Annotated in this window: 11 protein-coding genes; 5 read left to right on the plus strand and 6 right to left on the minus strand. The window is 70.9% G+C overall.

Annotation, left to right across the window (positions count from 1 at the left end; translation table 11 throughout):
- Positions 1-56 precede the first annotated feature (56 nt).
- Complete coding sequence (locus ACFYYF_RS15130) at positions 57-4,334, plus strand: HAMP domain-containing protein (protein WP_388775537.1); 4,278 nt, start codon at positions 57-59, stop codon at positions 4,332-4,334.
- 102 nt (positions 4,335-4,436) lie between these two features.
- On the plus strand, positions 4,437-6,854 hold the full coding sequence (locus ACFYYF_RS15135) for a SpoIIE family protein phosphatase (protein ID WP_388775539.1): 2,418 nt from the start codon (positions 4,437-4,439) through the stop codon (positions 6,852-6,854).
- Between the two features lie 193 nt (positions 6,855-7,047).
- On the opposite strand, the gene ACFYYF_RS15140 is transcribed toward ACFYYF_RS15135, so the two are convergent.
- Positions 7,048-7,764, minus strand: a complete 717-nt coding sequence (locus ACFYYF_RS15140; protein WP_388775541.1) for an HAD family hydrolase — start codon at positions 7,762-7,764, stop codon at positions 7,048-7,050.
- Positions 7,765-7,885: 121 nt separating this feature from the next.
- The gene (locus ACFYYF_RS15145) at positions 7,886-8,743 is read right to left on the minus strand and encodes a DMT family transporter (RefSeq protein ID WP_388775544.1); all 858 of its coding nucleotides are present in this window, start codon (positions 8,741-8,743) and stop codon (positions 7,886-7,888) included.
- A gap of 215 nt (positions 8,744-8,958) precedes the next feature.
- On the opposite strand from ACFYYF_RS15145, the gene ACFYYF_RS15150 reads away from it, so the two are divergent.
- On the plus strand, positions 8,959-10,131 hold the full coding sequence (locus ACFYYF_RS15150; protein WP_388775547.1) for a PP2C family protein-serine/threonine phosphatase: 1,173 nt from the start codon (positions 8,959-8,961) through the stop codon (positions 10,129-10,131).
- Between the two features lie 10 nt (positions 10,132-10,141).
- Here ACFYYF_RS15150 and kstD read toward each other — a convergent pair whose 3' ends face one another.
- Positions 10,142-11,953, minus strand: a complete 1,812-nt coding sequence (kstD, locus tag ACFYYF_RS15155; RefSeq protein WP_388775550.1) for a 3-oxosteroid 1-dehydrogenase — start codon at positions 11,951-11,953, stop codon at positions 10,142-10,144.
- 337 nt (positions 11,954-12,290) lie between these two features.
- On the opposite strand from kstD, the gene ACFYYF_RS15160 reads away from it, so the two are divergent.
- Entirely contained in the window at positions 12,291-13,847 is a 1,557-nt protein-coding gene (locus ACFYYF_RS15160; protein ID WP_388775553.1) for a GMC oxidoreductase, read from the plus strand.
- A 90-nt stretch (positions 13,848-13,937) separates the two neighbouring features.
- Here ACFYYF_RS15160 and ACFYYF_RS15165 read toward each other — a convergent pair whose 3' ends face one another.
- Entirely contained in the window at positions 13,938-14,417 is a 480-nt protein-coding gene (locus ACFYYF_RS15165; protein WP_361692585.1) for a carboxymuconolactone decarboxylase family protein, read from the minus strand.
- A gap of 9 nt (positions 14,418-14,426) precedes the next feature.
- Positions 14,427-15,500 carry a dihydrodipicolinate reductase gene (locus tag ACFYYF_RS15170; protein WP_388775555.1) on the minus strand — a complete coding sequence of 358 codons (1,074 nt, stop codon included), beginning with the start codon at positions 15,498-15,500 and terminating at the stop codon, positions 14,427-14,429.
- A gap of 115 nt (positions 15,501-15,615) precedes the next feature.
- On the opposite strand from ACFYYF_RS15170, the gene ACFYYF_RS15175 reads away from it, so the two are divergent.
- Positions 15,616-16,236: an L-threonylcarbamoyladenylate synthase gene (locus ACFYYF_RS15175; protein ID WP_388775558.1), complete on the plus strand. Its 621-nt coding sequence runs from the start codon at positions 15,616-15,618 to the stop codon at positions 16,234-16,236.
- 82 nt (positions 16,237-16,318) lie between these two features.
- Here the strand turns inward: ACFYYF_RS15175 and ACFYYF_RS15180 are convergent, their stop codons facing one another.
- Complete coding sequence (locus ACFYYF_RS15180; RefSeq protein ID WP_388775561.1) at positions 16,319-18,709, minus strand: M4 family metallopeptidase; 2,391 nt, start codon at positions 18,707-18,709, stop codon at positions 16,319-16,321.
- Between the last annotated feature and the right edge of the window lie 364 nt (positions 18,710-19,073).

The raw sequence follows: 19,073 nt of genomic DNA on the forward strand, positions 1-19,073 counted from the left end.
GGCGCGGTTCCGAGTTCCGTGACACGGGACTCCAGGGGAGCGGAACGAGGGTGGCCATGACCAGGGCAGCGAGCGGGACGTCCGTACGGACTCCGGGTGAGCAGGAGTTGCGGCAACTGCTGGCCGGCCTCACCGCCGTGCGCGACGGCGACTTCGGCACCCGGCTCCCCGACGAGGCCGGCGGCCTGCTGGGGGACATCGCCACCGTCTTCAACGGCATGGTCGACCAGCTCTCGGTGTTCACCTCGGAAGTGACACGCGTGGCCCGTGAAGTGGGTACGGAGGGGACGCTCGGCGGCCAGGCGGAGGTGCCGGGGGTGTCGGGCACCTGGGCCGACCTCACCGACTCCGTCAACGCCATGGCGGGCAACCTCACCACGCAGGTCCGTGACATCGCGCAGGTCGCCACCGCGGTCGCCAGGGGTGACCTCTCGCAGAAGATCGACGTACCCGCCCGCGGCGAGATCCTGCAGCTCAAGGAGACCGTCAACACGATGGTCGACCAGCTCTCCGCGTTCGCCGACGAGGTCACCCGCGTCGCCCGCGAGGTCGGCACCGACGGACGCCTCGGCGGTCAGGCCCAGGTTCCCGGTGTCGGCGGCGTGTGGCGCGATCTCACCGACTCGGTGAACTTCATGGCCGGCAACCTCACGGCCCAGGTACGCAACGTGGCCCAGGTCACCACGGCGGTGGCCCAGGGCGATCTCTCGCAGAAGATCACCGTGGACGCCCGCGGCGAGATCCTGGAACTGAAGAACACCATCAACACGATGGTCGACCAGCTCTCCGCGTTCGCCGACGAGGTCACCCGCGTCGCCCGCGAGGTCGGCACCGACGGACGCCTCGGCGGCCAGGCCGACGTGAAGGGCGTCAAGGGCACCTGGCGCGATCTCACCGACTCGGTGAACTTCATGGCGGGCAACCTCACCGCCCAGGTCCGCTCGATCGCCCAGGTGGCCACCGCGGTGGCCAAGGGCGACCTGTCGCAGAAGATCACCGTGGACGCCCGGGGCGAGATCCTGGAGCTCAAGGAGACCATCAACACGATGGTCGAGCAGCTCTCCGCGTTCGCCGACGAGGTGACGCGCGTGGCCCGCGAGGTCGGCACGGCGGGCAACCTGGGCGGGCAGGCCACCGTGCGGGGTGTCTCGGGCACCTGGAAGGACCTCACCGACAACGTCAACGTCATGGCGTCGAACCTGACCGGTCAGGTCCGCTCCATCGCGCAGGTGGCGACCGCCGTGGCCCGCGGCGACCTCTCGCAGAAGATCACCGTGGAGGCGAAGGGCGAGGTCGCGGCCCTGGCCGACGTCATCAACACCATGGTCGACACACTGTCCGCGTTCGCCGACGAGGTCACCCGCGTCGCCCGTGAGGTCGGCACCGAGGGGCGCCTCGGCGGCCAGGCGCACGTGCCGAACGTGGCGGGCACCTGGAAGGACCTCACCGACAACGTCAACTCGATGGCCAACAACCTGACCGGCCAGGTGCGCAACATCGCCCTGGTGACGACGGCGGTGGCCAAGGGCGACCTGTCCAAGAAGATCGACGTCGACGCACGCGGCGAGATCCTCGAACTCAAGACGACCATCAACACCATGGTCGACCAGCTCTCCGCCTTCGCCGCCGAGGTCACCCGCGTGGCCCGGGAGGTCGGCAGCGAGGGCAGGCTCGGCGGTCAGGCGGAGGTGGAGGGCGTCTCGGGCACCTGGAAGCGGCTGACCGAGAACGTGAACGAACTGGCCGGCAACCTCACGCGCCAGGTGCGCGCGATCGCCGAGGTCACCAGTGCCGTGGCCGAGGGCGACCTGACGCGGTCCATCACCGTGGAGGCCTCCGGCGAGGTCGCCGACCTGAAGGACAACATCAACTTCATGGTGGAGTCGCTGCGGGAGACCACGCGCGCCAACCAGGAGCAGGACTGGCTCAAGACGAACCTGGCCCGTATCTCCGGTCTGATGCAGGGATACCGCGACCTGGACGTGGTGGCCGACCTCATCATGGACGAGCTCACCCCGCTGGTCGCCGCGCAGTACGGCGCCTTCTACCTCGCCGAGGAGACCGCGAAGGGCACGGAACTCAGGCTGGTCGGCTCGTACGGCTATCCCGACGAGGACGGGCGTCCCACCCGTATCCCGCTCGGCCGCTCGCTCGTCGGGCAGGCCGCGCGCAGCCGGCGGGCGATCACCGTGGACGAGGTGCCGCCGGGGTACGTCACCATCTCCTCGGGTCTCGGGCAGACCGCGCCGACGGCGCTGGTGGTCCTGCCCATCGTCGTCGAGGAGCAGGTGCTCGGCGTCATCGAGCTGGCCTCGGTCACCCGCTTCAAGCAGGGTCACATGACGTTCCTGGAACAGCTCATGGAGACGATCGGCGTCAATGTCAGCACCATCGTGGCCAACGCCCGCACCGATGAGCTGCTGGGCGAGTCGCAGCGCCTGACCGCCGAACTCCAGGCCCGCTCGGAGGAGTTGCAGGTCCAGCAGGACGAACTCCAGCGCTCCAACGCCGAGCTGGAGGACAAGGCCTCCCTGCTCGCGACCCAGAACCGCGACATCGAGGCGAAGAACCTCCAGATCGAACAGGCCCGGCAGGAACTGGAGGCGCGGGCCCAGCAGTTGTCGCTGGCGTCCAAGTACAAGTCCGAGTTCCTCGCCAACATGAGCCACGAGCTGCGGACCCCGCTCAACAGTCTCCTCATCCTGGCCCAGCTGCTGGCGCAGAACCCCTCGCGCAACCTCACGCCGAAGCAGGTCGAGTACGCGGGCATCATCCACTCCGCCGGCTCCGACCTGCTCCAGCTCATCAACGACATCCTGGACCTGTCGAAGGTCGAGGCGGGCAAGATGGACGTGACCCCCGAGCGGGTCCCGTTGCGCCAGCTCCTCGAATACGTCGAGGCCACCTTCCGCCCCATGACCTCGCAGAAGAGCCTGGAGTTCACGGTCAGCACCGCTCCCGGCGCGCCGGTGGACCTGCTCACCGACGACTCACGGCTGCGGCAGGTGCTGCGCAACCTGCTCTCGAACGCGGTCAAGTTCACCGAGCGGGGCCGGGTCGAACTGCGCATCGAACCGGCGTCCGACCAGGAGATCCCCGCGGGCGTCCACCGTGGCGGGACGATCGCCGCCTTCCGGGTCAAGGACACCGGCATCGGCATCCCCGAGCAGCAACTGGAGACGATCTTCGGCGCCTTCCAGCAGGCCGACGGCACCACCAGCCGCAAGTACGGCGGCACCGGTCTCGGTCTGTCCATCACCCGGGAGATCGCCCATCTGCTCGGCGGTGCGGTCACCGTGGACAGCACACCCGGACAGGGCAGTACGTTCACCTTGTTCCTCCCCGTCGCCCGGCCCGAGTTCGAGGAGCTGCTGGCCGGCGGCCGCCTGCCCGAACCGGCGACCGCCGAGGACGCCTCGGCGCACTCCGAGCCCCGGCACACCGCTCCCGGTCCGACGGGCCTGCCCCGCCAGCGACGGCGGCGGCTCCTGGTCGTCGAGGACCGGCCCCGGGGGCTGCTGACGCTGGTGGCCGAGAGCGCGGTGGCGGACGTGGCGCGCAGCCGTGACGAGGGCGACGCCCGGGAGAGCGTCGACGTCGTCACCGTCGTCGGGGCGCAGGAGGCGGCCGGCGCCCTGGCCGCGGAGCCGTGGCACTGCGTCGTGCTCGAACTCGGCATGCCGGAGGGCGAGACGGCCCGGTTCCTCGAAGCGGTGGAGGGCGACTCGGCCCTGGCGACCGTGCCGGTCCTCGTCCACAACGGCAGCCGGGTCGACTTCGCGCAGGAGCGGGCGCTGCAGTCCCGCTCGGGTGCCCGGTCGCTGGAGTTCCTGTCCAGTCTGGACGAGTTGCGCGAGCGGATCGCGCTGCACCTGTCCGCGGACCAGCCCGGCGACGTGGTGCCGCTGGTCCGCGCCGAGGAGGCCAGGAGCCGGCCCGCGCGGCCGATCGACAGCGCCTTCGAGGGCCGTACGGTGCTCGTCGTCGACGACGACGCCCGCAACCTCTTCGCGCTCAGCGGCATTCTGGAACTGCACGGATTCCAGGTGCTGCACGCGGACAACGGCAGGAAGGGCATCGAGACCCTGCTGAGCCGGCCGGAGGTCGCGCTGATCCTGATGGACGTGATGATGCCCGAGATGGACGGCTACACCGCGACCGCCGAGATCCGCAAGATGCCCCAGTACGCCGACCTGCCGATCATCGCGGTGACGGCGAAGGCCATGCCCGGCGACCGGGAGAAGAGCCTGCTGTCGGGCGCCAGCGACCATGTCACCAAGCCGGTCGACACCGACGACCTGATCGCGTGCGTCCGGCGCTGGCTCGGGGCGTGACATGAGACCCGGTCCCCTCCGCCGCGGCCGCGCGGCGGGACACCCTCCGCCGACTCCCCTCCCCCGTGCCCTCCGGGGCCGCCGCCGAGGAGCGGCCGCACGATGAACAGTCCAGAGGAAACCGGCGCGCACGTCCCCGAGCCCACGGAGGACGCCACGGACGCCGGGCGGTCCGTCGAGCTCTCGGGCGTGTCCCGGACATCTCCGGTGGGCAGGCTGGCGGCAACCGTCGAGCGGCTGCGCCGCGAGGTACGGGACGCGCAGGCGGAGGCCGACGGGCGGGCCCTGGTCGAGCTGGCCAAGGGCATCCTGGTCGAGCGGCTGGGCTGCGGACCGGTCCAGGCCGCCCGCCAGCTCGCCGAACTGGCGGAACAGGCCAAGGTGCCGCAGCTCCAGCTCGCCGTCGAGATCATCAACCAGGCGGCGCACGACCGGCTTTCGGAGGTGACCAGCACCTTCCTCTCCGCGACGGCCGAGCGGCCGCCGAAGGACGGCGCCCCCGCGGTGGGGCTGCGCGCGGCCGAGAGCGGAGCGCTCGCGGCGGGTGACACCCAGGCGGTGGCGGACTCCCTGCTCCAGCACGCGCTGACCCCGCTCGGGGCGGTCGCCGTGGCCATCTGGGCGGCGGACACGGACGGTTCGCTGTCCCTGGCGGGCAGCGCCGGTTTCCCGCCGGGCGAGGCCAGGCGCTGGCGGTACGTCCCCCCGGGCGTGGCGACGATGGCACGCCGTGCGCTGTCCGACCGTACGGCGCAGTGGGCCGGCTCCCTGGCGGAGACCGGGCTGCCGTCCATCGGGCACGCCGAACATCCGGACGGCGGACGGGTCGCGGTGCCGGCCGGATCGGGAGGCCGGATCCACGGCGTCCTGGAGATCGCGTGGCCGTCCGCCCTGGGACCGCAGCCACCGCAGGTGGTCCGGCAGGTCGAGGCGCTGGCCGAACTGTGCTCGCACACCCTGGAGACCCACGTGCTGCCGGGCGACTGCGCCCAGGCGCGGGGGACGGCCGACGTCGGTGAACTGATCGACCTGGTGGACGGGTTGCACGATCCCGCGCTGGTCCTGGTGCCCCAGCTCGACGACCAGGGACGGCTCGCCGACTTCCGTATCCGTCATGTGAACGGCCGTTTCCTCGATCCGGCCGGCCGGCCGCGCGGCACCGTTCACGGGGCGCTGCTGCTGGAGGCCTATCCGCTGGCCGCGGGAGACAGCGGTCTCTTCCAGTGCGTCGAGCGCGTCTACGCCACCGGTGAGCCGTTCCGGGCGCGGCGCATGGATCTGACCGCGCTGGTCGACCAGGTGCGGCTGTCCGCCGTGGCCGACATCAACATCAGCCGGCACGGCGGAACCGTCCTGCTCATCTGGCGCATAGAAGACGAGACGGCCCGGCTGGCGAGCCTGCTCCAGCACGCCCAGCGGCTCGGCAGGATCGGCGGTTTCGAGGAGAACCTGCTGACCGGCGAGACGATCTGGAACGAGACGCTCTTCGATCTGTACGGCCGCCCGCCCTCGGACGCCCCCGTGCCGCTTGAGGACCTGGCGGCGCACGCCCACCCGGACGACGCCGTCACCATCGGCCGCTTCCTGCGGACCGTCCTGCACCACCGGCGTCCGGCGTCGGCCGCGTTCCGGCTGCAGCGCCCCGACGGCGTGACCCGGCACATCCGCATGGTGGCCGAGCCGGTTCTCGACGCCGACGACCGGCTGTTCGCGGTCCGCGGTGCCTACCAGGACATCTCGGCGCAGCACTGGACCGAGGTGGCCCTGGCGGTCACCCGCGACCAGCTCGCGCACACCGAACAGCAGGCGCACGAACGCAACCGGCTGACCCTTCAGCTCCAGCACGCGATCATGCCGCCGGACCGGGCGCCGCTGCGCGCTCCGGGTCTCGACGTGGCGGTGCGCTACCGCCCCGCGGAGACCGAGCAGCTCGTCGGAGGCGACTGGTACGACGCCGTCGTGCTGTCCTCCGGTCTGGTCCTGGTGTGTGTCGGTGACGTGGCCGGTCACGGGATAGAGGCGGCGACCAGCATGGTGGTGCTGCGCAACGCCCTGCGCGGGCTCGCCGTGACGGGCGCGGGGCCCGGGCAGCTGCTGTCCTGGCTCAACGTCGTGGCGCACCATCTCACCGGCGGTGTCACGGCCACCGCGGTCGTCGGGCTCTACGATCCGCGCCGCCGCGTCCTGCGCTGGGCGAGGGCCGGGCATCTGCCGCCCGTTCTGGTCCGGGACGCGGACGCGACCCCGCTGCCGCTGCTCAAGGGCATCCTGCTCGGTGCGGTGCCCGAGGCGACGTTCGCGGAGGACGAGGTGCAGCTGGAGGTCCACGACACGCTGCTGATGTACACGGACGGTCTGGTCGAGAGGCGTGACCGCTCGGTGGAGGTGTCGCTGCGCCAGCTGCTCAGCGCGGCCCGTACGACGTCCGGAACCCTCGACCACCAGCTCGACCGGCTCCTGACGTACAGCAGGTCCGACACCGACGACGACACCTGCATCGTCGGTATCCGGGTGGAGTAGGGGCGAACGAATGCGGCCCCGCCGGCAGCCGGGGGGAGTGACTGCCTGCGGGGCCGTGCAGCCCGGGTTTCGCCAGGGGGGTAGCTTCCCGAGCTGTCTCAGGATGTCTGGTGCCCCGCTCCCGGCGATGCATGCACACGAGTTTCCGGCGGCTTTCCCCTCGTATGGCGCAGTGATCGGCGCGGTGACCGGCTCAGGGGAGTTCGCGCAGGCCGCGCAGCAGGGGTTCCAGGGAGTCCGTGACGCACCGCGCGGGTACACCGGCCTCCCGCAGTGCGCGCGCTCTGGCGGGCCGGCGGGCGTATCCGAGGAAGCGGACACCGGCCCGGTGCGCCGCCGCGTGGTCCTCGGGAGCGGCGCCGATCATCAGTGAGGCGTCCGGTTCGGCGCCCATGGCGCCGAGGGCCAGTTCCAGGGGGGCCGGACGGGGAAGGGAGGTTCCCCGGTGCGGTGCGCGGCCGAAGATGTACGGGGCGAAGCGGTGGGTGAGCCCGCGTGTGTTCAGGTACGAGGTGACGGCCTGGGCCGACGTACCGGTCGCCACGGCGAGTCTCGCCCCGACCGCCGCCCAGGTGTGCAGGAGCGGATCCGCGTACGCGGTCGGCATCGCGGTGGGTACCGCCGCCAGCTCGGTCCGGGTAAGCCACGCGTCGAGCCGGGCGAGGGCTTCACCGTCCGGGTGCCGGCCGGCCACCGCCGTCAGGGCGCGGTAGGGGTCCGTGGGGTCGCGTTCCTCCTCGGCGAGCAGGGCGTCGCGCAGGTCCGGTTCCGTCAGCCGGTCGAGCCGGGCGCGCGCGAGGGCCGTCGCCGAGGGCCCGGAGAACAGCTGGCAGATCGGGCCGTCGAAGCCGAGGACGACGTACCGCGTCCGCGCGACCAGTTCCCGAACGTTCTCGATCCGACTCGTCACCACAAGGGTCTGTCCAGTCCCGGCCGTCACCAATCGAGCGAGTGCCGGCCAGTCGCCGGGCACGTCGGCGGCTTTGGCCCCACCGGCGGACCCGGGCCCTGGACGGCCGGCTCGACCGGCGTCAATGGGCCATGTCCGCGAGATGCGGGACCACGCGGGTCAGCCGCAGGACGCCCCACAGGACCAGTCCCGCGCCGATCAGCTCGGGCAGCAGCCACCAGCCCGTACGGATCGTCTCGTCGAAGAGCGTGACACCGAGGACGAGACTGAGCGTCGCGTCGCCGATGGTCAGCGCGGGCTGCGAGGCGGCCAGCGGGCCCGCCTGGAGCGCGTTCTCCAGGAGCAGGACGGCAGCGATGCCGGTCACGGCGAATCCGTAGGTCTGCCACACGCTGAGGAAAGCGCCGAACCCGTCCTCGCGGAGGGTGCCCACGGCCGATTTGAGCAGAGCGGCGGTGAGCGCGTTGCTGATGGCCGACGCCGATCCCAGCACGGCGGCGCGGAAGAGCGGCGGGCGGCCGGGTCGGGCGACGACGACCGCGACGGCCACGCTTCCCAGGCAGACGATCAGGACCGGGATCCAGCGTTCCATGGAGGCGTCGGACCGTGCTCCCGAGGGCGCGGCCGCGAGGAGGACGAGGCCGAGTCCGGCGACCACGCCCACGACGGCCTGCCATCCAGCCCGCGACAGACGGCGGTGCAGGAGCGGGACGGCGATCATCAGGGCGAAGGGCAGTTCCAGGATGAACAGGGGCTGCACCAGGGACAGCGGCCCGTTCGCCAGGGCAAGGGCCTGGAAGAGCGCCGCCCCGATCACCCCGCCGACGCCGATCAGCCAGGCCGGCTGACGGGCCAGCCGGACGATGAGCCGCAGCCCGCCGCCCTCGCTGACGCGGGAGGCGGCCTTGCGCTGGAACGCCGTGCCCATCGCGTTGCTGGCGGCCCCGAGGAGCGCGAACAGCACGGCCAGTCCTGTCACCCCTCCACCATGCCCCGGGTCGGGTGCCGGGGCCTCTCCCGGACGCCGGTGGGATGAAACGCCGCCGCCGGGGCACCCGCCCTGTGGAGCCCCGTCATCCCATCCCCGTGATGGCGGGGCTCCGTGCCGTTCGTCTCCCCCGCCCGCGTCCCCGAGCCGATCAAAGTGCGCGACGGCGGGGAAGGGAGGAGCGTGGTGGCGAAGGGAGGAGTGCCATGGCCACGAAGGCCGCGTCCGGTCGGCGGGACGACTACCCGGGATGGCTGCGCGGCTCGCCGCCTCCGCGCTGGGTACGGCTGCTCCCCCCGGTCCTGCTGGTGGGCGTCCTCGTAGCGGAACTCGTGAGCAGCGAGCCACCGGACATCGGCTTCCTGCTGGGCGCGATCCCCTCGCTGGCCGTCCTGTCCTACGGGCCCCTGGCGACGGCGGTCTTCGGCGCGGTCGTCGTGGTCCTGCTGAACGTCCCCGCCCTGCACCTCAACCATCCCGGCAACGCGGACCTGCTCACCATCGCCTTCATCGCCGTGCTGAGCGTGTTCGTGTCGCTCGTCCGCAGCCGCAGGGACGCCCATCTGGTCACCGTGCGGTCCGTCGCCGAAGCCGCTCAGCTCGCGGTGCTGCCGCCGCTGCCCGAACGCGTCGGGCCGGTCCGCTGCGTCGGGCTCTACCGGCCCGCCCAGCGGGAGACGCTGGTCGGCGGTGACTTCTTCGAGGTACGGGACGGGCCGTTCGGAGTCCGGGCGGTCATGGGCGACGTACAGGGACACGGGCTGTCGGCCGTGGGAACGGTCGCCTCGCTGCTGGGGGCGTTCCGGGAGACGGTGCTGGACCAGCGTGATCTGGAGGCGGCCGCGGCCCGGCTCGACCGCAGGCTGGTGGTGGACTCGGCGTCGGTCGATCACGCCGAGCTGTTCGCCACCGCGCTGCTCCTGGAGTTCCCGCCGGGCACGGGCACCGTACGGATGGTGTCCTGCGGGCACCCCGCGCCGGTGCTGCTGCGCGGTGCGAAGGCCCTCGAACTGGACGCCGATCCGGGGCCCCCGTTGGGTCTGGGCTTCTTCGAGCTGTCCCCGCCGAAGGGACGGACGGTCGAGCTGGACCCCGGTGACCGGCTGTTCATGGCGTCGGACGGCGTGAGCGAGAGCCGGGACGCCGGCGGCTCCTTCTACCCGCTGCCCGACCGGCTCACCGCGTTCGCCGAGGAACCCTCGGACGCGCTCGTCGCCCACCTGTGGGAGGACCTGGTCCGGTTCTGCCCCTCGATCCGCGACGACGTCTCCGTCCTGGTCCTGTCGCCCGAGCCGCGCGCGGACCGGGACGCGGACGCCGGCGGGGACGCGGACACCGGCGCGACCGCAGACAGTCACAGCGAGCGCACCGGCGGCTGACTGCTGCCCGTCAGGTCGCCGCGAGGTCTAGGGCCGCGATGTAGCCGAACGTCATCGCGGGACCGATCGTCGAACCCGCTCCCGCGTAGCTGTGGCCCATCACGGCGGCGCTGGCGTTGCCCGCCGCGTACAGGCCGGGAATCACCGTGCCGTCCGGGCGCAGGACGCGGGCGCGGGCGTCGGTGCGCAGGCCTCCCTTGGTGCCGAGATCGCCCGGGACGATCTTGAAGGCGTAGTAGGGAGGGAGCCACAGCGGGGCCAGGCAGGAGTTCGGGAGGACGGCGGGGTCGGTGTAGTAGTGGTCGTAGGCGCTGTCGCCGCGGTGGAAGTCGGTGTCCTTGCCACTCAGGGCCAGGCCGTTGAAGCGGCCGACGGTGGTGCGCAGCGCGGCCGCGGGGACTCCGATGCGCCGGGCGAGGTCGTCCAGGGTCCACGCCTTGTACGCGGCCCCGGAGGTGTACCAGGAGTCGGGGAACGTGAAGGTCGGCGCGACGTCCTTGAACAGGTAGCGGTTGCGGTAGTTCTGGTCGACGACCAGCCACGCGGGGATGTCCGGAGCGCTCGGGTCGCGGTCGTACATGGTGTGCACGACGTCGCTGTAGGGTCCGGCCTCGTTGACGAAGCGTGCGCCGGCGGCGTTGACCAGCAGGCCGCCGGGCAGGGTGCGCTCGGCGAGGCAGAAGTAGGGCTCGTCGGGCAGCGGGACGGCCGGGCCCCACCAGGCGTCGTCCATCAGGTCGAGCGCCGCCCCGGCCCGGCGGCCGGCCTGGATGCCGTCGCCGGTGTTCTCCTTGGCGCCCACCGTCCAGGCGGTCCCGATGGGCTGCCGCTGGAACTCGGCGCGCATGGCGGCGTTGTGCTCGAAGCCGCCGGAGCCGACGACGACCCCGCGCCGGGCCCTGACGAGTCCGGTCGTGCCGTCGCGGGTGACCACCGCTCCGGTGACCGCGCCGTTCTCCAGGAAGAGATCGGACATCGGGGTGTTCAGCCACACCGGGACCTGGGCGGCGAGCAGTCCGGCGCGCAGCCCGGCCGCGAGGGACTGGCCCATCGTCAGCGGTTTCTGGCCGAGGAGCGCCGCCTTGGTGCCGCGCGCCAGGCACTCGGTGGCGACGGCCGCGCCCTTCACGCTCACGGCGGAGAGCGTGAGCCACTTGTAGTCGGCGCTGAAGACGACCATGCCGGCCGGGACGGCCATGTACGGGGGGTTCAGGCGGGCCAGTTCGGCTCCGAGGATCGTGCCGTCGAGTTGGTCGGGCTCCATGGAGCGTCCGCCCGGCAGGCCGCCGGGGAGTTCGGGGTAGTAGTCGCTGTACCCCTCCATCCAGCGGAAGCGCAGCGGGCTGTTGGCCATGACGAAGGAGACCATGGCCGGTCCGTGGCCGAGGAAGGCCTGCTGCCGGTCGGCGGAGACGTCCGGGCCGACGACGGCCGCGAGGTACGCGGCGGCCTTCGCGGGGGTGTCGGGAACGCCCGCGGCGAGGATGACGGGGTTGTTGGGGATCCAGATGCCCGCACCGGAGCGGGCCGCCGACCCTCCGAAGGTGGCCGCCTTCTCCAGGACGACACAGCTCAGCCCGCGTTTCGCGGCGGTGAGCGCCGCGGTCATCCCGGCGGCTCCGGAGCCGACCACGACGACGTCGTACGTGCCGAGTACGGGCAGGTCGGCCGCCGTGGCCGGAGCGGCGGCGACCGCGGCACCGGCGGCACCGGCGGCGAGCGCGAGGGAGGCGCCCGTGGCCGCGCCGAGCACACGGCGCCGCGACGGGCCGGGGGCCGGGAGGGAGGAGGCGGATCTGGCGGGCTCGGCGCTCGGGGACATGGCAGGGCTCTCCAGCAGGGCGGGGGATGTGTGGCGTTCCGTTGCTCCGGGAGCCCGACTGGCCCCCGCCGTACTGGTTCTGATGCAGCGCCAGGAATGTCGCGCGAGGGTCTTGTGAAGTCAAGAGCAAGCGGAGCAGAGCTCGCCGATCACCCCAAGATCGGACAGAAGTTACCAACCGGTATGTAGTGACTTAACAAGCCAGTAACAGTAGAACCTGTTCCCACTCATCGAGAGTGAGGAGTGTCACGTGGGTGACATCAACCAGCAAACCAACGATTCCAGGGGTGTTTCGCGCCGACGATTCATAGCTGGAACAGGTTCTATTCTTGGAGCAGTGAGCCTCGCCGGTCGCGCTGTCGCGGCCCCCGCGCAGATCGCCACGGCGGCCACGTCGATCCCGTCCGGAGCACACGTCCCCGTCCTCGTGATCGGCACCGGTTACGGCGGCTCGGTCGCCGCCCTGCGGCTCGCCCAGGCGGGTGTCGACGTGCAGATGGTCGAGATGGGCATGGCCTGGGACACCCCCGGCTCGGACGGCAAGATCTTCGCCAACACGACCAGCCCGGACCAGCGTTCGTACTGGCTGCGCACCCGGACCAAACAGCCCCTCAGCAACTTCCTCGGCTTCCCCATCGACAAGGACATCCCCCGCTACACGGGAATCCTGGACGCCGAGGAGATGGGCCAGATCATCGTGTACCAGGGCCGCGGTGTCGGCGGCGGATCACTCGTCAACGGAGGCATGGCGGTCACTCCCAAACGGGAGAACTTCGGCGCGATCCTCCCCTCGGTGAACGCCGACGAGATGTACGCGACGTACTACCCGCGCGCCAACGCCACGCTCGGCACGGGCCTGATCGACCCGGCGTGGTTCGACACCACCGACTGCTACCAGTACGCGCGGGTCGGCCGGAAGCAGGCCCAGCGTTCCGGCTTCCCGTTCGTCTTCGTGCCGGACGTGTACGACTGGGACTACATGAAGCAGGAGGCCGCGGGCACCGTCACCAAGTCGGCCCTCGCCGGGGAGATCCTCTACGGCAACAACTACGGCAAGAAGTCGCTCCAGAAGACCTACCTCGCCCAGGCCACGGCCACCGGACGGGTCACCATCTCACCGCTGCACAAGGTCACGTCGGTCGCACCCGCGTCCGGCGGCGGCTACACGGTCCTGATCGACCAGCTCAGCACCACCGGCGCCACCACGGCCACCAAGACGGTGACCGCCGACCGCGTGTTCTTCGCGGCCGGAAGCGTCGGGACGAGCAAGCTCCTGGTCCGGCTGAAGGCGACCGGCGCGCTGCCCGGCCTCAACGGCGACGTCGGCCAGGGGTGGGGCGACAACGGCAACGTCATGTGCGGCCGCGCCAACCACCTGTGGGATCCGACCGGTTCGCTCCAGGCCAGCATCCCCTGCGGCGGCATCGACAACTGGACCGCGGGCGGCGCGTTCGCCGAGGTGGCGCCGCTGCCCACCGGCATCGAGACCTGGGCGTCCTTCTACCTGTCCATCACCAAGAACCCCAACCGCGCCCAGTTCACCTGGAACGCGGCGACCGGGAACGTCGACCTCAACTGGCAGACCGCCTGGAAGCAGCCCTCCATCGACATGGCGAAGACGATCTTCGACAAGATCAACGCGAAGGAGGGGACGATCTACCGGACCGATCTCTTCGGCGTGTACAAGATCTGGGGCGACCATCTCACCTATCACCCGCTCGGCGGCGCCGTACTGAACAAGGCCACCGACAACTACGGCCGCCTGAAGGGCTATGCGGGCCTGTACGTCATCGACGGCGCGCTGATCCCGGGCAACACCAGCGTCAATCCCTTCGTCACCATCACGGCCCTCGCCGAGAGGAACATCGAGAACATCATCGCCGTGGACCTCTAGGCGGTGCGGACCCCGCGAGGGGTCCGGATCCGCTCGAGGGGCCCCGGCATCCCGCCGGCCGGACGCGCGTTCAGTGGGTCGGCAGCGCGTTCAGTGGGTCGGCAGCACGCACACGGCGTCCAGTCCCAGCACGTGGTTGAGCCGGCCGAACGCCAGCCAGGAGCCGACGCTCATCGACAGCTCCACGATCTCCCGCTGGCTGTACAGGCCCGTCATCCGGGTCCAGAAGTCCTCGTCCAGACCATGGTGATCCAGTGCGTACCGCTCGGCGTACTCGGCGGCCAGCCGTGTCCGGTCGTCGAAGGCGTCGGTGGTACGCCACTGGGTCACCGCGTCCGCGAACTCCTCCTCGACCTTCAGGCCGTCACGTTCCGTGCGCCAGTCCAGGCAGAACAGACACCCGTTGATCTGCGCGATGCGCAGCCGGGCGGCCTCGAACTCGCGCAGGCCCAGCGTCGTGTGCTCGTACACCGACAGGGAGAAGTTCGCGGCGGCCATGCCGATGCCGGGCACCAGCTCGCCCCAGACGTATCCGATCGGTTCCTGTCCCTCGGGAATGTCGACGCGCAGGGTCATGGGTCACTTCCTTCCGAGCCGGCCGACTGCGGGACGCAGCGGGACGTCGAGTGCGTCGTAGAGTCCTGGTTCCGCGTCCACCAGCCAGTCGACGGCGCCGACCAGACGGCCGACCGCGGTGGCGTTCCCGCCCGCGGAACGGTTCTCGCCCTCGTCGGTGGCCGCGACGGTGACCTCGATCCGCGGCAGACCCTCGATGATCACCCGGTGCGCCCCGTCCCCGTCGGGCGGCGAGGGCCAGTCCGGTGCGCAGGAGGCGTGGATGCGGGTGATGTGCTCGATGACGATCCGCGGCTCTCCCCCGACGATCCCCCGCACCTCGAAGCGGACCGCGCCCTGGGTACCGGCCGCGAACTCGCCCATCGTGCGGGTGCTCACGGTGCCGGCCAGCGGGCGGCGCTCCATCGTCTCGGTGATGTCGTCGAGTTCGACGCCGAGGGCCCGCGCCATGAGCCGTATCTGGCCGCCCCACACCATCGTCGGGATCGACGGGGCGAGCATCAGCGGCTCGTAGTCCATCGGCTGCCCCATGCCGACCAAGTACCGTACGGACTCCTCCTGTTCGTACGTGGAGTAGTCGAAGATCTCCTGGCAGCGGATGGCGTCGATCGTGGTGCCCAGACCGCTGATCAGCAGGGGCAGGACGTCATTGCCCCAGCCCGGGTCGACGCCGGAGACGAACAGGGAGCCGCCGCCCTCGGCGATGGCGGCGAGCACGGGGTCCCGGAACTCGGGCGGGGCGCTGCGCTGGTCGTAGAGCGGATAGAGGGCGGGTGTGACGACCACCGCACCGGCCCGGATCGCCCGCGCGATGTCGGCGAGGGCCTCGTCGGGGCGGATGTCGCCGGTGGCCGCGTAGACGACGGCTCCGGGACCCGAGGCCAGGACGGCCTCGATGTCGTCGCTCGCCGCGACACCGAGGCCGTGGCCCAGCCCGGCCAGTTCGCCGGCGTCGCGGCCGACCTTGCGCGGGTCGTGCACCAGCACGGCCGCGAGTCTCAGTTTCGGGTGGGCCTCGACGGCGCGGATGGCCGCGCGGCCGACATTGCCGGTACCCCAGACCACCGTGGAAATCATGCGGCGGAGGGTAGCGAGACGGCCTCGAGGTTCCTATAGCCGCGACCGGGGAGAATTCCGGCGGAGATCCGGAGCCGGGCGCCCCGGTCGGCCTTCGGAGCCCTAGTCTCGAAACATGGCCAAGTACTTCGACGTTCACCCGGAGAATCCGCAGCGGCGCGTCATCACGCAGGTGGTGGAGATCGTCCGCAGCGGCGGGCTGATCGTCTACCCGACGGACTCCTGCTTCGCCCTCGGCTGCGCGCTCGGCAACCGGGACGGCATCGACCGCATCCGTTCGATCCGCCGCCTCGACGAGCGCCACCACTTCACGCTGATGTGCGAGGACTTCGCCCAGCTCGGACACTTCGTACGGATCGACAACGCGGTCTTCCGCTCGGTCAAGGCGGCCACGCCCGGCAGTTACACCTTCATCCTCCCGGCGACGAAGGAGGCTCCGCGCAGGCTGCTGCACCCGAAGAAGAAGACCGTCGGGGTGCGCATCCCCGACCATGCCGTCGCGCAGGCGATCCTGGCCGAACTGGGCGAGCCGCTGCTGTCGAGCACCCTGCTCCTGCCGGACGAGGAGAAGCCGCTGACCCAGGGCTGGGAGATCAAGGACCAACTGGACCACGTGGTCGACGCCGTCATCGACTCCGGCGACTGCGGCACGGAGCCGACGACGGTGGTCGACTTCTCCGGCGGGACCGCCGAACTCGTACGTCTCGGAGCCGGTGACCCCTCCCGGTTCGAGTAGGTCCTGAAAGCGGCGCGCGACGTGGGTCGTCCTCGCGGAGGACCCACGTCGCGGCCGATGCGGAGTTGTCAGGTACTGCGGGTCAGCTCGTCGTCACGGCGGTGTCGTCCACGACGAAGCTGGTCTGGAGCGAGGAGTCCTCGACACCGCTGAACTTGAGGCTCACCGTGGTGCCGGCGAACGAGGACAGGTCGAAGGTCTTCTGCGTGTAGCCGGTGGCCTTGTTGAGGTTGGAGTAGGTCGCCAGCGTGGTCGATCCGGCCGTGACCGTCAGCTTGTCGTACTGCGAGCTGGTGGTGGTCTCCGCCGTGTCGATGTGCAGCCAGAAGGTGAACGAGGCCTTGCAGCCGCTGGGGATCGTCACCGACTGGGACAGCGTGTCGGTGTGCGTGGAGCCGTAACCGTCCAGCCAGGCCTTGTACGAACCGCCGTGGGCCGCCTGACCGGAGTCGGTGGTGATGACTCCGCTGGTGGCGGTCCAGGTGGTGGCGCCGGACTCGAAGCCGGGGTTGCCGAGCAGCTGCGCCGAGGTGCAGGTGCCACCGCCGCCGGAGCTCACGGTCCAGGTGAACGACGCGGTGCCGGTGGCCCCGGTGCTGTCCGTGACGGTCACCGTGGTGCTGTAGGTGCCGGCGGTGGTCGGGGTCCCGGTGATCGCGCCGGTGGAGCCGCTGATCGACAGGCCGGTGGGCAGGCCGCTGGCGGAGTACGTCAGGGAGCCGCTGTTGGTGCTGCTTGCCGAGATCTGCAGGCTCACCGCGGTTCCGACGGTGGAGGACTGGCTGCCCGGGTTGGTGACGGTCACACCGTTGGCCGGCGGGGTGACGTGACCGCCGACGGCGATGCCGGCGAAGGCGTTCGCCACACCCGCGTACTGGGTGGAGTTCGCGCCGTACAGCGCGGTCGCGGCGTTCAGCGCGGCGGTGCGGGCACCCGCGTAGTTGGTGGTGGACGTCATGTACGTCGTCAGTGCCTTGTACCAGATCTGCAGGGCCGCGGCCCGGCCGATGCCCGCGACGGCGACACCGTCGGAGGTCGAGCTGTTGTACGTGACACCGTTGATGGTCTTGGAGCCGCTGCCCTCGGAGAGCAGGTAGAACATGTGGTTCGCCGGGCCCGAGGAGTAGTGGACGTCCAGGTTGCCGACGCCGGAGTACCAGCTGTCGGCGGAGGACCCGTCCTTGCTGGGCTTGTCCATGTAGCGCAGCGGCGTGCCGTCGCCGTTGATGTTGATCTTCTCGCCGATGAGGTAGTCGCCCACGTCGGTTGAGTTGTTGGCGTAGAACTCCACGCCGGTGCCGAAGATGTCGGAGGTCGCCTCGTTCAGACCGCCGGACTCACCGGTGTAGTTCAGGCCCGCGGTGTTGGAGGTGACGCCGTGGCTCATCTCGTGGCCCGCGACGTCCAGCGAGGTCAGCGCGTGGGTGCTGCTGGTGCCGTCGCCGTAGGTCATGCAGAAGCAGCTGTCGTCCCAGAAGGCGTTGACGTACGCCGTGCTGTAGTGGACGCGCGAGTAGGCGGCGACACCGTTGTTCTTGATGCCGCTGCGCCCGAAGGTGTTCTTGTAGAAGTCCCAGGTCGTCTGGGCGCCGTAGGCGGCGTCCGCGCCGGCGGTCTGGGTGTTGGAACCCGCGCCGGTGCCCCAGACGTCGTCGGCGTCCGTCATCAGCGTGCCGGTGCCGGACGTGCCGTTGTTCAGCGAGTACGTCTTGTGGCCGCCGCGGGTCGAGTCCGTGAGCTGGTACGTCGATCCCGACAGCGTGGTGTTCAGCGTGACCGTACCGCTGTACTGGGTGTTGCCGGTGCCGGTCTGGATCCCCTCGTACCGGGTGATCTCCTTGCCGGTGGTGGCGTCGGTGATGACGTGCAGCTTGCTCGGCGTGCCATCGTCCTGGACACCGCTGACCACGGTCTCCCAGGCGAGCCGGGGGGTGCCGGTGCCGGCCCAGACGACCTTGCGGGCGCTGTCCGTCGCGGGCTTCTCCGCCTTCAGCGACTTGGCCGCCTTGAGGGCCTGGGCCCCGGCGGCGGACTTGGTCACGGACGCGGTGGTGCTCGCGACCTTGATGGCGCGCTTGGTGGCGAAGGTCGTGCTCACCGTGCCGGTGGCCTGCGAGGCGGGCGGGGTGTGGACCACGAGGTCGCCGCCGAGCACCGGGAGGCCGGCGTAGGTGCGCTCGTAACGGGTGTGCAAGGTGCCGTCGTTGTCCTTGACGACGTCCTTGACGACCAGCTTTTCCTTCGAACCGAGGCCAAGCGTGCCGGCGGTCGTGGTGGTCTGCTTCGATGCCTTCTTCAGCAGCGCCGTGTGCTGTGCCGGGGTGAGCTTCGCCTCAAGTCCTCCCGTGCGGAGGGGGGTTGTGTGGGGGGCGGGCTTGGCGACTGCCGGGACCGTCTGTATGCCGACGGCCAGGAACGCGGCGGTGGCCACCAGGGCTCCGGCCGCAGTCGCCTGACGGGGGAAACGTCTCACTCGTACTCCTACGCCTTCGGCCGCGGTCGGCGGCCGGTGACAGACCGGGCAGACGGGATGTGCTGTCCGGGAAGCGCTGAGCAGGGCGCGCGGGAACGCGACTGTGGGCAGGCCATGGACGACCCGTCCCACAGGTGTGGGAAGGATTGCACTCTTGACCTAGCCATGACATGACGTCGTCGGCGATCGAGGGTTATCCCTACACCCGGGCGCCGAAACCCCTGGGGCACCGGGGGCGGGACGGAGCGACGGGGGCCGGACCGCCGGACGGATCGACGGGCCCCGGACGGCCGGACGGTTAGGCGGCTCCCGGAACTCCGGACGGGGCGGCGGGAGCCGGGATGCTTGGCGGTGCCGGAATGCT

The sequence above is a fragment of the Streptomyces sp. NPDC001914 genome (assembly GCF_042891215.1).
Lineage (GTDB): Bacteria > Actinomycetota > Actinomycetes > Streptomycetales > Streptomycetaceae > Streptomyces.